Here is a 15,376-nt window from a genome sequence, read left to right on the forward strand (position 1 = left end):
ATTTGACAATCAATAAAATATACACCTTAAGTTAGCGCCATTGGGGCTGCGTATACCAGTAGATTCAATCTGTGCAGATAGGTGGACCATTATGATTTGCTTTAATAGATTAAACAAAATATATTTGTTTGAATTTGTTTAAACTTGTTTAAATCCAATGCAATCTAAAAAAATAGTACTTTTTCTAACCATTGTTATTTCCTTTCTTTCACTTTATTACCTCTCTTTTACCTTTGTAGACTACCGGGTACAACGCCAAGCGGAGCAACAAGCCATGGATGCACAGGGTAGGATAGACTTTGATAAACGTCAAACTTATTTAATGGATATATGGAAAAAGCCTGTTTACAATCTGTTTGGTTCTGCCTATACCTACGAAGCGGTCAAAGAGCGTGCACTTAAACTTGGGTTAGATTTGCAAGGTGGCATGCATGTCACCATGGAGCTTGTGCCTATAGAGCTTGTAAAAGGATTGGCCGCCTATACGACAGATGCGCATTTTTTAGAAGCTCTCCAATTGGCACAACAGGTGCGCAAACCGGGTGACTCATTTGGCAAGCTTTTTGTATCCACTTATAAAAAGCTTGCCCCGAACGGAAGCTTAACCGATATTTTTACTGCTGCTGGGGTAAGGGCTTTTTCTAGTGAAGAAGATATTATAAAAACCATTGATCAAGAAATTGCCAAGGCCTTAGATCGTTCGCTTACCATTATAAGTGCTAGATTAGATCGCTTTGGCGCTACACAAACCAGTATGCAAAAGTTATCTGGCAGTGAAAGAATTCAAATAGAGTTGCCAGGTGTTACCCATCCCGATCGGGTTAGAAAATTACTACAGGGTGTAGCGCAGTTGCGTTTCTGGGCAGTAGCAGAGGCTGATGCCTATCGTTCCGCATTAGAAGCTGTGAATGCCTTGTTACTGAAAAAGGAAAAAGCAACCATAGCCGCAACCCTTGGACTTACAGATGCCGAGAAAACGCAACGCATGCCTAAAGAGTCGATACTCAAAAGGCTTTGTAAAGCCCCCTTCCCTTATATGTTAGCCTATGCGCCTGAAGAGATGAACCGAATAGAGGCCCTGCTGCGCAGCAAAGAAGTGCAAGCTTTATTACCTAAAGAGATTACCTGGATGTGGGAAAGAAAAGCACAAACCTTAAACGATGATACCCAGGCAGTAACCCTTTATGCGATTCAACGCACCAGAGACCAGAAACCCCTTTTAGAAGGAGATATTATTACACATGCGGCTCAAGACATTGATCAAAATAGTGGAAAACCAATAGTCAATATAAAAATGAATCAGAAAGGGGCACATAGCTGGAAACGTATTACGGCAAGTTATGTTGGCAAACGTATCGCGATCGTTTTAGATGATCGGGTCTATTCTGCCCCAGTAGTCCATCAAGAAATTCCAAATGGGCATTCTCAGATATCTGGCCATTTTACGATAGAAGAAGCCAAAGATTTAGCCAGTGTGTTGGCAACAGGTTCTTTGCCAGCGCCACTTAGAATGGTAGAAGAAGCAATTATAGGGCCTAGTTTGGGTAAAGTAGCCCAACAACAAGGCCTGGTGGCCACAGCGGTAGGTTTGGGTCTGGTGTTGCTTTTTATGTTCGTTTATTATGCAAAAGGAGGACTTATAGCCAATGTAGCCCTCTTATTTAATTTACTATTTATTGTGGGTATTCTAGCGGAATTGGATGCTACTTTAACCCTGCCCGGTATTGCTGGCTTGGTCCTTACCATTGGTATGTCCATAGATGCGAATGTATTGATATTTGAACGAATACGAGAAGAACGCATGCAAAAAGTGCACATTAAAGAAGCCATCCAACGGGGGTATGCCAAATCATATAGCTCTATTATTGATGCCAATATTACCACTTTTCTTGCTGGGATAATACTTTATTATTTGGGACAGGGGCCAGTTCGTGGTTTTGCCCTTGTCTTAATGATTGGCATCATCAGTTCTGTATTTGCTTCCATATGTATTACCAGGTTGATTTTCTCTTTCTTTATGGACCACTATCGTACCCCAAAATTGACCTTTTCGTATCCATGCCTACCTATACTTTTTAAAAATGTGCAGGTTGATTTTATCAAAAATCGTTGCCGTTTTTACGCATGTTCTTTATTATTCATAGCCATTGGCGCTTGCTGCTTTTACCACTATAAAGGGCTCCCTCTGGGCGTAGATTTCGCCGGAGGTCGTTCCTATACGTTTCATTTTGCTAAGCCTATAGAGGCCTCTATGCTTAAGGAGGGGCTATCTGCTCAATTTAAGCAAGGCGTAGAGGCGCGTACCTATGGTGCCAATAATGTGATACAAATCACGACCAACTATTTGTGCAATGAGGATATGGCTACCTCCGATGCAAAAGTACGTAACAAACTAGTTACTGCGTTGCAAACCTTAACCAAATTGAAGGAACAGCATACCTTGGCAACCGACCATTCCTTTATGATTACCAGTAGTACCAAAGTAGGTGCTACTGTGGCACAGGATGTGCAAAAAAGCGCAAAAAAAGCCATGGTTCTTTCCATATTAGGTATATTTCTTTATATTACATTTCGCTTCAGAAGGTGGGCATTTGGCTTAGCAGCTGTGTTGGCGCTTATACATGATGCTTTAGCGGTCATAGCTGGATTTTGTATCGCACGTGCTTTTGGCATGAGTTATGAAGTCAATGAAGTCTTCTTAGCTGCTATCCTTACAGTTATTGGCTATTCCATAAATGATACAGTGGTTATCTTTGACCGTATAAGGGAAAGGTTAGCCAATAAGGCTACGGATATATCCAGGTCCATTATTAATGATGCGATTAGAGAAACGTTAAGTAGGACAGTTATTACCTCTTTTACAACCTTATTAACTGTCACTGTGCTGTTCTGCTTTGCGGGAGAAGCATTACGAAGCTTTTCTTTTGCATTATTACTAGGTGTATTGTTTGGCACTTATTCTTCTATCTGCATTGCAGCCCCTCTTTTAGCAGATTTTGGTCGTAAGTTTGCTGCTACCAAATAGTAGATCACAACCGAATGCCAAAATCGATAACGTCATTGCCACAAATAGGCCGTTTTTGCAACCTATTTGTGGCAAGCAATGTTTAGGGAAAGCGCTGTCGTGCACTGCAGCATACTTACGCTATTTGAGGAGCATAGAGAAGCCTCAAAATGGCCATCAGCCATCGCGTTCCACAAGCGGCCTACTAGGCATGATAACCCAAATAAATAAGGTATGTCTATGAAAACAAAACACATTATTCCTATTTATATGGTCTTAAATAGCCTGGGTACAATAGTACCTACTATTTTAGTACTTGGTTTTTCAATCACTTTGTTTGAAAAAGATAGCAGTGGTATTTCTGCAGCTTACTTGGAGCCAGCTAGTTTGTTAGGGATTGGTTTTGCTGGTTTAATTGGTGGTTTTTTTTTCAAACGTTTTTCTTCCTATACCATAGGTATAGGTGCGCTATTATGCGCAACTGCTACCTTGTGCATCTTGTCGGTATACAATGATGTGAATCTACGCATTTGTACCCTCACATTATGGGCCCTTGCCTGCATTATGAGTATTGAACACTCCAATGGTTTTGCTTTTATGAGTAGACAAATAGGGGCGCATGATAAGCCTTTCTTTTTTTCCACTTTTCAAATTTTTTTACAGTGTTTTAATGTGTTGGCACCTATAGTAGCGAAAAACTTACTGGCCATGATGGGCTTCAAAATGCTTTTGTTACTTTGTAGTGGTATCTACATCTTGCGTATCATACCCTGGCAGTTGCTCCGAGACCTTGGTGCAAAAGAAATGGCAGTACAGCCATCTGGTATGTTGACAGGCTTTAAAGAAATCGTTCAAAACTCTGGCCTATTACGTATCACGAGCTTTCGCCTGGTGAGCTACATTGCAACGATAGCCTATACGGTCAGTTTGCCCATTTTGGTTGCTAGAATGGCTAACGGCAATAGCGAAGTCAATGCACAATTGCATAGCTATAGCATGAGTTTGATGCACCTAGGCTTTATTCTAAGTGGCATATGTGGGTCATGGATCTTAAAAAGAAGACCTAAGTGTATTATTTGTTTTTTTAATATTAGCCCTATTTGTATCGTAGTAGCTTCGATTATCGCTTTTTATGTGCAGCAGCCAGGTTATCTTCAGGCAACGGCATTATTGTATGGCATGGGACTCTATTTATTCAGAACGGCTATTGCGATTATAGGGCAAGCTTTAACGCAAAAGGACAAACTCGCCCATGTTATTTTAGTGGGGGATGCAGTGGTCAAATCTTTTGCTTATGGCATTGGTACTTTGGTACCATTTTGGATTGTGCTTCCGCCTGTATGGGGTATAGCCCATCCGTTTGTAGGGTTTGTCTTATGCTCTTTGCTTTCACTGGGTATGATCAAACCGATTACTAAAATATATTTGGCATCTTTGTGTAAAAAAAATAGTACCAAGTAAAGGCATAGGGTGGCCACTTTTTTATCAAACAAAAGGTCAGCTTAACCATGCCTTATAACCACTTCTATGGTAATGGAGCTTATAGGGCAGTTTGCCCTTGCTTTGTTTGTTGTACCCTTTATGCCTTTAGCCCTCTATTTTTTATAAAATCAACTGCAATGGCTAACCCCCTATGGTCTATCGAATGGGCAAGATCGGCTAACTTATGTGCGCTACATGGTACCTTATGGTCAGATAAATAGTCTATGGCATGATCTATGGCGTCTACGGTTATTACGCTATCTAATACGCCATGAACCAAACAAATGGGTGTAGTGGCATTGATGCATTGCGAAGGGGCTACCAATAACCCAGAAAAGCCTATGGTGTATAAGAAAGGTTCCGGCTGTATAAGGGTTAGATAGATACCCATCATGGCCCCCTGTGAAAACCCGATCACAATGGTATCTTTATTGGTAAGGTTTAGTGTCATTTGTTTTTGCTTAATAATAGCTGTCACTGCTGCTACATTGCCTCCCAGTAATCTTTGCATTACATATGGTGTGCGATCTTGTAGACTGAACCATTGCCGTCCATAGGAGGCCATATCGTAGGGTTCTATTCCATGTGGAGCCATGAAATGGCAATCTGGTAAATCCTCCCTAAGGTATGGAGCTAATTTGATCAAATCATGGCCATTAGAACCGACACCGTGCAACAATACTACTAATTTTTTTACTGGTAGCACTTTACTCTCTGCTTCAGGATGTATTAAATTACTCATTGTTGATCTGCTATTATTGTAAATTGCCAAGGTTGGTGCATCATCTATGCTACAACCTATAGATGGAACCATTCAGTATATGGTAACGTTCATGTAACCCCTATGATTCTTTCACCATCAATATATTATGGAAAAACCAATAGTTGATAAAATTTTTGAGATTTTAAGCCATAAAAATCAAAACCCTACCACAGAGCTAGTCTATAAAAATGGCTTTACCCTATTGGTAACGGTCATATTATCTGCACAAGCTACGGATGTATCGGTAAATATAGCCACAAAGCCTTTATTTGAATGGTGTGATACACCAGAGCAAATGGTATGCCTGGGAGAAGAAGGATTAAAAAAGTATATCAAATCCATTGGCTTGTTTAACCATAAAGCCAAACATATTATTGCTCTATCCAAACGATTGATCAACCATTATAATAGCAGTGTGCCCAACAGCTTTGAAGCACTTTTGCAATTACCCGGTGTAGGCAGAAAAACAGCCAATGTGCTATTAAATTGTTTATTTAACCAGCCAACTATTGCGGTGGATACCCATGTATTTAGGGTAGCCAAAAGGATTGGTCTGGCAAAGGGCACCACACCAGAAAAAGTAGAAAACGAACTATTAAAAATCATAGATTTAAAATGGCGCAGACATGCCCATCATTGGCTTATACTACATGGCAGGTATATTTGCAAAGCACGAAACCCCAACTGTACGGCATGCCCTATTAAAGCATATTGCGCCTACTATCAAGAAAGTGCCAAAGCGTAGTCCCCCACTAAACCCCTTTCAGTTTAGTCATCCAACTTCAACACCGCCATAAAAGCCTCTTGTGGGATTTCTACTGAACCGACTTGCCTCATGCGTTTTTTACCTTTCTTTTGTTTTTCTAAAAGTTTTCTTTTTCGTGAAATATCACCACCATAACACTTGGCAATCACATTTTTTCGCAATGATTTTACCGTTTCTCTGGCAATAATTTTCGTACCAATAGCTGCTTGAATACTTACTTCAAACATATGTCTAGGAATAATTTCCTTCAGCTTTTTACATAAGACCTTACCCCGCTCATAAGCATTTGATCTATGTACAATAGCCGAAAGGGCATCTACCTTTTCGTTATGTAATAAAATATCTAACTTTACTAGGTCCGCAGCTGCAAACCTAGATATTTCATAATCTAAGGAGGCATAGCCGCGTGAAATGGTTTTCAGTCTATCAAAAAAGTCAAAAACCACTTCTGCTAGGGGCAGCTCAAAAGTAAGTTCAACACGATCAGCCGTTAGGTAAACTTGATTTTTAAAAATCCCTCTTCTATCCATACAAAGTTTCATAATACCACCCACAAATTCTGACTTTGTGATAATTTGTGCTTTCATAAGTGGTTCTTCAATCCGATCAATGGTAGTAGGATCAGGCATATCTGCAGGCGCTTGCACATCTATTAGGCGACCTTTTACGTCTATTACATGAAATTGTACCGACGGTACGGTAGTGATAATGATGATATTAAATTCTTTCTCTAACCGTTCCTGGATAATCTCCATATGGAGCATGCCTAAGAAACCACATCGAAAACCAAAACCCAAAGCAGCAGAACTCTCTGGTTCCCAAATCAATGAAGCATCATTTAACTTTAACTTTTCCATAGCATCTCGTAATGCTTCGTATTCAGTTGTATCTACTGGATAGATTCCGGCAAAAACCATAGGTTTTACCTCTTCAAACCCCTTGATCATTGTGCCTACCGGACGGCCCGCTTTATCTACATGGGTAACCGTATCTCCTACCTTTACTTCGCTTGCATTTTTAATGCCAGCAATCATATAGCCCACATGACCTGCTGCTAAAAATGGCTTAGGTATTTGCTGTAATTTTAAAATACCCACCTCTTCCACTTTATAATCTGCATCTGTACTGATGCATTTAATCTGATCACCCGTTTTAATTGCTCCATTAAAGAGGCGAAAATAGACCTCTACCCCGCGAAAAGTATTGTATAATGAATCAAAAATCATTGCTTGAAGTGGCGCTTGCTCATCCCCTTTAGGAGCAGGTATACGGTTCACTACAGCTTCGAGTATGGCATCAATCCCAATACCCTGTTTGGCACTAGCAGCAAGAATATCGGTTCGATCGCATCCTATGAGTTCTACGATTTGATCTTTTACCTCCTCTGGCATGGCCCCTGGCAAGTCAATCTTATTTAAAACAGGGATAATGGTTAGATTTTGCTCTAAGGCCAGATATAGATTAGAAATGGTTTGTGCCTCCACCCCCTGTGCCGCATCAACTACCAGGAGTGCCCCCTCACATGCAGCAATAGAGCGGGATACTTCATAGGTAAAGTCTACATGCCCAGGTGTATCAATTAAGTTAAGTAAGTAGGACTGACCATCGTACATATATTCCATTTGGATCGCATGGCTTTTAATCGTGATGCCACGTTCACGCTCTAAATCCATGTTATCGAGCACTTGATTTTTTTGGTCGCGTATATCCACCGTTTTGGTCGCTTCTAGTAAACGATCTGCCAAGGTGCTTTTGCCATGGTCAATGTGTGCAATGATGCAAAAATTTCGAATATTTTTCATTAAACTTAGTTAATTCAAGGAACAAGGTCTTGATCTGTCTTACCATTTATGGTACTGCAAGGTACGGAATTTAAAAAATAGTATTATCTTTGCATTAACTTTTATGTAATTTTCTAACCGGTCATGAATAACTTAATAAAATATGTTGAGGCGATGTGTAACCCTCAACCTGCCCGTATATTCCCCTCTTTTAAGGCTGGAGATACCATCAACGTACATGTAAAAATACAAGAAGGGAACAAGGTTCGTATTCAACAATTTCAAGGAGCAGTTATTCAACGGAAAAACCCTAATACTAATGGGGAAACCTTTACCGTACGTAAAGTATCTAAGGAGGTTGGTGTAGAGCGTATTTTCCCCTTGCTTTGTCCCAACATTGATAAAATAGAAGTAAAGAGGAAAGGCCGTGTGCGTAGAGCTAGAATTTATTACCTACGCGGCAAACAAGGCAAAGCAGCACGTATTAAAGAGTTGAGATAAGGCATTTTGTTGCATATACCTATAGTGGTTGTTGTAACCTTTCTTTCCATTCAGGAATTCGTTTTACCTCACCTTTTTAGATAGGCGTTACAACGTCCTTTTTGTATATTTATATATGGATTTACTGTTTCTAGCAGTGCATTTTTTGTATGTATTCAGCGCGGTGGTTTTTTACGTCAAAAAAACCGCCCCTGTAAAAAATCGTGGTATAGGATAAAGTTCATCATTAACCAGTAATGTGAACAGATACCATTTTTAGTTGCCTCCTTAGCTCAACTGGTAGAGCAACTGATTTGTAATCAGTAGGTTGCTGGTTCGATTCCGGCAGGGGGCACGCAATAGCGGGCATGTATTCAGCGCAGTGGTTTTTATTAGGTATCTGTCGTTTTAATGGGCGTTTGTTTCCATTCCGTCCATTTAAAGCGTTCATGTCCACCGATAAAAAAACTTGGCGCTTCAGTAAACTTGTAGTCTTTAGACGAACCGTCGTGCAGCGGATTAGAAAAACAGTTCATTAAAAGCCCACGCGGTGGGAGGTCTCTGTTTTTCCCACTGCACAACCGTTCGTTTCATTACTTTTACTGTGTGCCAAATTTTATTGGCGGACATGGGCAACGACGCATACACATTAGCCATGTCTATCCCTGTGTTAGAATAGATGTCCCTTAAGTTGACGACATTGCGTGAACAGGTACTACCAACTCTTAAAAACCATTACGCTGAACAAATAGGTCAAATCACTCCCCTCTCCAAATCACATTCATACCCCCCTTCATCCTATTCAGATCTACTGCACCCATAATACCCCGGACAGATCCTCCGCTAGCATATTGCCAAATGGTCCAATCACACCAACCCCTTGGCAGCTCATCTGCTAAGGGCGGCTGTTCACGCCATCTAGCAATCCATAATGGACATTGTTTCACTATATCAGGGGTCACTGCTACATGCGTATCCCAAAAAGATGTTCTTGTATAGATGTAAGGCATTACCTTGGCATAATGGTTCAGATACCGTACACTTTGTTCTGTGACATGCTGCACTAAAGTGCAATCAGCGCCGTCGTGTTCCTCTACATCTAGTGCGATAATGGAGGCCTTGTCAGCCAACAGCCCTGTGCTGCTTAGCTGAGATACAAAATTTTTCATTTGTGCTTCAGGTGAACTCGAGCCAAACCTTAAAAAATGATAGGCACCAGGCCGGAAGCCTGCCGCACACATCTGCTGCACATTTTGTAAGAAATTAGGATCTTGGTAGGTGGCACCCTCTGTTGCCTTAGCAATAACAAACGTTTTACCACTGCTACCAGGGGTGCACTGATGCCAATCTATTGCGCCTTGATGATGGGAGATATCTATGCCTTCTGCATAACTAGATTGCGCTACGTTCCCTGTGCAATGCTTATGCATATTCCATCGATTAGACGATACAGACAGGCCAGCCATCGCCTGTTTATTTATTATCTCGGCTCATATCCTGCTACTCAGGTGGCTTAAACAGACTGCTTACCTCTTTATTTGAAATGCATGTAGCCTAAATAATGCACAACTTGAATTTTTGCTACTTATTTTATATGATACCTATTATGTATAGAATTTATAATAAGTAACGGTAAAAAACAAAACAATAGGCAATCTTTTACCTATACTATTTTATTTTCCTTATCTCAGTTTGCTTTACTTTCATGTCATACGCATGATTTTTATAGGACAGGCGCATATAGCACCAACTAAGATGGGATAGAAAAGAGCACTACTGCAACTAGCCAAAGTAATGCTTTGTCGATGAAGTTGGTTATAAGTAATGGTGCATTTAAAATAAACACTAACTTTGGGTATATGTTCAGCGCAATGGTTTTTTGCGTCAAAAAAACCGCCCCTGTAAAAAGCCGTGGTGTAGAAAGTGTCATCATACAGATGATTTGGAAAAACAGTTTCCTTTGAAGCCCCCAAAGGGGGTGCTTTCTGTTTTTCCATCTGTAAGATGGCACTTTCAGCGGTTTTTTACCGAGGGCTTGATTTTTTGTCCACTTTTTTATCAAGAAAAAAGTGGGATAAAATTCATTATGAGACAGTATCGTGAACAGATACAGATGAATCATAGATGATGATACGCATTGGGTTAATGACTAGAAATTTGTATATGAAAATCCATTCTATTGCTCTAATATCTAGTAATGCGAGCTATACAATGTGTCCCCAGGATACTAAACCAGAAGTTGCTTTTATAGGCCGTTCTAATGTAGGCAAATCCTCCTTAATTAATGCGCTTTTACAGCGGAAACAATTGGCTAGGGTATCTAAAATGCCTGGGAAAACAGCACTGATCCATCACTTCTTAGTGAACAACCAACTCTATTTTGTAGATCTGCCAGGATATGGATGGGCACAGGTAGGCCATGCTACAAAAGTAAGATGGGGGAAAATGTTGCGGGACTATCTCTTGCACAGACCAAATATGTCTACTGCCTTTTTGTTGATGGATGCAAAAATTGCACCGCAAGCCATTGACCTTGAATGCATCAGTTGGCTGGGTCAGCATCATATCCCTTTTGCCATTATTTTTACAAAAGCGGATAAGAAACATAAAATGGTCGCTCATAAACACTACATGGCCTTAACACGTACCTTGCAACAAGAATGGGCTACCATGCCACCTATCTTTATGGTCTCTACACACAATAAACTAGGCATGGAAAACGTACTTGGATATATCCAAGCGGTTACGCAAGCTAAAGATGAATGAATAAATGCATCTATCTTATTACCCAAATTGCTTCGTATAAGCAAAGCTGACACCAAAAAGCGTCAGATCAGCCCGTGCGCTACTTAAGGGTTGTTGATACAGCTTGACATGCATACGGTGGGCTTTTGAAATGCGATAGGAAATTTCCCAATCATTAATGAAACGAGAGTTCCTCCCGACTGTACTGGAAAGTTTAAGGTGCTCTGATAACAACAGATAACTTACTTTAATACTGGTTTTTTTCCATATACTTTGATGACCCGATTGATTCATACCTAAATCAGTTTCTATCTCTAGATTATGGTCAATCTTAGCTATTAAATTTTGTATGCTTTGAGAAAGGAAATCATTAATGCTATTGCTTAGTGCATCCCAGCCATCTATTTTTTTTTCATTATAGACCCTTTTAGCTATTAACAGACTTAAAATCTGCTTATTGAGATAGGTTTTATCTAATAACGCTTTTGCGGCACACTCCTCTAAAGCAGTATTGAGTTCAAAATCCATACTTTTTACTGGGAAGAAAAGCTGGTAAGCAATATGTGGATGGGCTAGTGTACCATATGCAGAAAGCAGAATTTCTACTGGAAGGGGGCGTTTATCATTACTTTGGGGATAAAGCTCTGCTACAGAGACAACCTGTTTGTAAGATGCGCCAATATGAGCGATCCCTTCTTGGGGATAGCCGTTAAAGTTAACTTGACTATTAGGTGTAATCGTAAATGTTTTTTGAATGAGATTATAAACAGAGACCGTATACGTGCCACTTTGAAAGAGGTAATTGCCCATCATATAAGGCTTGCGATTGGTACCTACTTCTAGGTGAATGGCTCCTGAACCTTGACCTTGTAAACTATCGCTGATATGGTTATATCCGCCAAATAATACCTGGGCCTTTATAGTAGGCAGTATGGTTAGGTCAAGGATGAATTTAATGGCCGACCTATCTTCATTTGTTGTAGCCAATTGATCTGACTGATCTTTAGGCTTATTATAGACAATCTCTACCAATTTTGTGGTATTCTCCATGTCTTCTTTATCGTGTGCAACAATGGTAAAGGTCCCTTGATCGGCGGTGACTTTCATTTTAAGAAGTAAATCATAGATAGAACCTTCCATTTGTATCGTTCCAGTGGCATATAGATCTCCATAGAAGTCCGGATTATGCATGCGCGTGGTATCTAACAGATGAAAAGTTTGCATATGACCTGAAAGGGTCAATGGAAATCCATTTTTTATTACGATATGACCAGATAAGGTGGCATGACCCGATGCGCCATCATGCAACGTAAGTTGGTCAACCTGTAAGGCATTCTCTTGGATTGTAATGGCTCCAGCCACTTGATAACAGGTGTTCAAATAGTTAATTTTAAATGTACCTTGATCTATGACGCCCTTACCATTTATCTTAGGTGCCATGAGGCTACCTGTTACTTGAAACTGGCCGCTTAATTTCCCATTTATATCTGAACAGACAGATGCAAACAAAGGATTCAATAGGTCCAGATCCATTTGGTTGAACGTAGTCGTTATGGCTAGCTGATCAGTGGGTTGGAGGAGATGATACCAACCATCTATCTGTAGCAGTTGCTTACCATCTTTTTGAAGTATGCCTGCTAGGGATAATTTATGCTCAAATAAATGCCAATCTACTTTCGTGCATAAAGTGCCCATCACATGATCTTGAATCGTAGCCTCTTGTAGCCGTAATCTACCCGTAGCTATGAGCTGATCTTTGTTACGATGGACTACGAGCTTGGTGTCTACTATAGCTTTCAGCGGCCCTACAGATGAAGAATAGTTGAATGGAAAGTGACGTATGGTGCAGTGTAAGGGATCTGTTGTGGGCAATTGGTTAAGTTGCCCCCCTAGACAAATGGATGCTTGGCCACTCGTTATAGATACATTTCCAATGGCTATGGCAGATTTAGAAATCAAACTGCTGCTTTCTGCTTGTATAACCCACACTTGCTCCTTAGTCGTTAACCTAGAAGGGAGTAGGTCAACTTGTATGCCATCATCCATCAGGGTACCGGAGCAGGCAATAGATAGGTGGTTGTGGCCATTGAACAACTGATTGGATAGGGTAAATGCATTTTTATCCATAAGGAAACGAAAGGATAGATGATCCGTTTGCACGATTTGACGCCAATCTTGATGGTTTGAAGCAATATATAACCGGATCAACCGCTTTTTAGTATCCATCAGATGACCTACATTCAATTTTATTTTGATATTTTCCAACCTACACTGTTTAAAGCAGATAGTGGATGCGGCAGGTAAATGGAAAGAGAAATGATAGTCTCTATCGTAGGAAAAATGACCCCAACAGTTTGTCGCATCGGATATATATAAATCATCTGAAAACCATCTTAGTATTGGTAATATCTTTTTGCAGTTGATGGCGTAGTCTAGATGCAACCTAGTAGGTATCGTCAGGCGGTGCGCTGGATGGTTAAGCCGTGCAACGAGATACCTGATATGATGGACTAAGTCACGCAGTGTAAAGGTCCCTTGTAGGCTACAGTCTATCAATGGAGAGGTGAGGAGCAATAGATCTTTGTATCCATTTTCTATAGCCTGTATGACCACTTGCTTACAGATCACTTTCTGGTCCATTCCCTGAAGAACACATTGATGCAACCTAACCGTACCCCGTGGACGGTTACTTATTATATTTCTGATTTCGAGTGAAAATTTCGTACTAAGTGATAAGGGAGTTCGGGTAAAACCAAGTTTTTCTAGACGAACTTGTTCTATGATTCCATCTGCCTGTAAACTTTGAGCCATATGGTAACTACCTGCTACGGTTAGTTGGGCATTAGGATCTTTACTATGTAGCTTAAAGGTTACCATTGCATCGGAAAGCCTACAGGAGGCCTCTATCTGCTTATAACTATAATGGTTGATTGTGAGCTCTGTTAGATGGGCTACTGCATCTAAAGTATGCGGTTGATTACCTTCCACTTTGATCATCACTTTGCCCGAAAGGGATTGAATAGGCAGCGAGGGCAGCACAGCTGCTATCGTTACCTTATGTAGGGTTACATTACCCTTTACACTTTGCCTAGGTGTACCTAAATGGTCTACGATTAGATCGGTTTGTACGGCACCTATATCCGTAGTAAACGAACCAGCTAGTGTGGCCTTTTTGGTATTAGCTACCACTCTGGCATTGGTGATACCGATGTATTGCAACTGAGGCGGATAACCTGCTGGCTTTTTGGGAAGGTCATGCATATAGAGTCTACCTGCTTGTACAAAGAGATCTGCATCTATTCCATTATAGCAACCTGTACTTTCAATATAACTATCGCCAAACACAAGTGCACAGTTTTTCCATGCCGTGGCATGAGGAGTCCAGGAGATTACACCATCCAGCTTATATAACGTATGGGAACCCTTAAAAAAATCCGAGAACTTACTGAGTTCAAGCGATGATAAGGCTGTTTGATGTAATATGGCTTCCAAGGCAATATTTTTCTCAGTACCAAGTGGTTTCGCGTACCTCAGTGTAACATCCCCTTGTAGGTCGCTATGCTTGGTAATCAAATGGCAATCTTTAAGCACTATATTATGGGGCGTAATGCTAAATTGGGCCTCTAGGTTTTGTAATACCAACGGTATGGCACTGGTTGCTTGACAAGAAAGGGTCGTGAGGTTACCTGAATAATGATCCGCAACATATCGGAAATGGCTTATAGCTAGTTTTATATTTTCTACCTTAACCGTTTGTTGCGTTATGTGATCATGGTAAGATAGGTTGATGTCTTGTAATTGAATCTTATGAAGATATAGATCTCTATTTGTTTCTGGTAGAAAGGGTAAAATAACATTGGTATATAGGCTGATTAAATTCACATCTTGATCAAGGTTTTTTTCTACATACCATTGCCCCCCTACGATTGAAACGGAATCAATTATATCGGGCTTTAGCAAAAATAGACTCAATAGATTAAACCGACCTTTACATGCATGCATGGTCAATAGGGGCTTATTTTGCGGATCTGTAATGGTTACTCCCTCTAATGCAATGTGGCGCAACCAAGTGAGCCGGAACGCATCACACGTGATGTGGTAATGGGTGGCTTGATGCAAATAGTTGACCACACTCCGCAGCAGTTGTTGTTGTACCAGAGGGAGATGCAACAAAGCCCATATCGCTACTGGTAGTATAGCGATAGCGAGCAATAGATTCCTGAATGGCTTTAAACACCACTTTTTAATTTTATTAAAAGATTTTTCTATTTTTTTCAAAGCAAATAAAGGAGGTGGTGGGTCTACTGGAACCTTGCTAGCACATCTTTGTGAGATGTAGTAGAAAGGTTACCTTA

10 protein-coding genes and 1 tRNA gene are annotated in these 15,376 nt (G+C 40.5%); 6 read left to right on the top strand and 5 right to left on the bottom strand.

Translation table 11 applies throughout. From position 1 onward, the window contains the following. The first annotated feature begins 157 nt into the window (after positions 1-157). Positions 158-3,025 (top strand): protein translocase subunit SecDF, encoded by a 2,868-nt coding sequence (gene secDF / locus NLX65_RS00690; RefSeq protein WP_260536061.1) that lies wholly within the window; start codon positions 158-160, stop codon positions 3,023-3,025. 219 nt (positions 3,026-3,244) lie between these two features. After that, complete coding sequence (locus tag NLX65_RS00695) at positions 3,245-4,465, top strand: hypothetical protein (RefSeq protein ID WP_260536064.1); 1,221 nt, start codon at positions 3,245-3,247, stop codon at positions 4,463-4,465. Between the two features lie 118 nt (positions 4,466-4,583). Here the strand turns inward: NLX65_RS00695 and NLX65_RS00700 are convergent, their stop codons facing one another. Next, entirely contained in the window at positions 4,584-5,300 is a 717-nt protein-coding gene (locus NLX65_RS00700; protein ID WP_260536067.1) for an alpha/beta hydrolase, read from the bottom strand. Between the two features lie 55 nt (positions 5,301-5,355). Here NLX65_RS00700 and nth point away from each other — a divergent pair, with 55 nt between their 5' ends. After that, complete coding sequence (nth, locus tag NLX65_RS00705; protein WP_260536077.1) at positions 5,356-5,994, top strand: endonuclease III; 639 nt, start codon at positions 5,356-5,358, stop codon at positions 5,992-5,994. A gap of 23 nt (positions 5,995-6,017) precedes the next feature. Here the strand turns inward: nth and lepA are convergent, their stop codons facing one another. Beyond that, positions 6,018-7,817: a translation elongation factor 4 gene (gene lepA, locus NLX65_RS00710; RefSeq protein ID WP_260536083.1), complete on the bottom strand. Its 1,800-nt coding sequence runs from the start codon at positions 7,815-7,817 to the stop codon at positions 6,018-6,020. 123 nt (positions 7,818-7,940) lie between these two features. Here lepA and rplS point away from each other — a divergent pair, with 123 nt between their 5' ends. Together rplS and NLX65_RS00720 are read left to right on the top strand one after the other, a co-directional pair. Further along, on the top strand, positions 7,941-8,297 hold the full coding sequence (gene rplS, locus NLX65_RS00715; RefSeq protein WP_114909981.1) for a 50S ribosomal protein L19: 357 nt from the start codon (positions 7,941-7,943) through the stop codon (positions 8,295-8,297). Positions 8,298-8,558: 261 nt separating this feature from the next. Continuing rightward, positions 8,559-8,631: transfer RNA gene (locus NLX65_RS00720), tRNA-Thr, on the top strand. 403 nt (positions 8,632-9,034) lie between these two features. Here NLX65_RS00720 and NLX65_RS00725 read toward each other — a convergent pair. Beyond that, entirely contained in the window at positions 9,035-9,742 is a 708-nt protein-coding gene (locus NLX65_RS00725; RefSeq protein ID WP_260536090.1) for a glycoside hydrolase family 25 protein, read from the bottom strand. Positions 9,743-10,026: 284 nt separating this feature from the next. Then, a complete protein-coding gene (locus NLX65_RS00730) occupies positions 10,027-10,398 on the bottom strand; it encodes a hypothetical protein (RefSeq protein ID WP_260536093.1) in 372 nt (123 codons plus the stop codon). Between the two features lie 41 nt (positions 10,399-10,439). Between NLX65_RS00730 and yihA the strand changes: the two genes are divergently transcribed. Beyond that, entirely contained in the window at positions 10,440-11,042 is a 603-nt protein-coding gene (gene yihA, locus NLX65_RS00735) for a ribosome biogenesis GTP-binding protein YihA/YsxC (RefSeq protein WP_260536095.1), read from the top strand. 18 nt (positions 11,043-11,060) lie between these two features. On the opposite strand, the gene NLX65_RS00740 is transcribed toward yihA, so the two are convergent. Beyond that, a complete protein-coding gene (locus tag NLX65_RS00740; RefSeq protein ID WP_260536097.1) occupies positions 11,061-15,299 on the bottom strand; it encodes a translocation/assembly module TamB domain-containing protein in 4,239 nt (1,412 codons plus the stop codon). Positions 15,300-15,376: the final 77 nt, after the last annotated feature.

This window comes from Candidatus Cardinium sp. TP (assembly GCF_025215055.1).
In the GTDB taxonomy this organism is placed as follows: Bacteria; Bacteroidota; Bacteroidia; order Cytophagales; family Amoebophilaceae; genus Cardinium.

Excerpts from the sequence above, each read along its gene's own strand:
- secDF (WP_260536061.1), top strand. The coding sequence starts at position 158 with ATGCAATCTAAAAAAATAGTACTTTTTCTAACCATTGTTATTTCCTTT.
- NLX65_RS00695 (WP_260536064.1), top strand. The coding sequence starts at position 3,245 with ATGAAAACAAAACACATTATTCCTATTTATATGGTCTTAAATAGCCTG.
- NLX65_RS00700 (WP_260536067.1), bottom strand. The coding sequence starts at position 5,300 with ATGGTTCCATCTATAGGTTGTAGCATAGATGATGCACCAACCTTGGCA.
- nth (WP_260536077.1), top strand. The coding sequence starts at position 5,356 with ATGGAAAAACCAATAGTTGATAAAATTTTTGAGATTTTAAGCCATAAA.
- lepA (WP_260536083.1), bottom strand. The coding sequence starts at position 7,817 with ATGAAAAATATTCGAAATTTTTGCATCATTGCACACATTGACCATGGC.
- rplS (WP_114909981.1), top strand. The coding sequence starts at position 7,941 with ATGAATAACTTAATAAAATATGTTGAGGCGATGTGTAACCCTCAACCT.
- NLX65_RS00725 (WP_260536090.1), bottom strand. The coding sequence starts at position 9,742 with ATGGCTGGCCTGTCTGTATCGTCTAATCGATGGAATATGCATAAGCAT.
- NLX65_RS00730 (WP_260536093.1), bottom strand. The coding sequence starts at position 10,398 with ATGATTCATCTGTATCTGTTCACGATACTGTCTCATAATGAATTTTAT.
- yihA (WP_260536095.1), top strand. The coding sequence starts at position 10,440 with ATGAAAATCCATTCTATTGCTCTAATATCTAGTAATGCGAGCTATACA.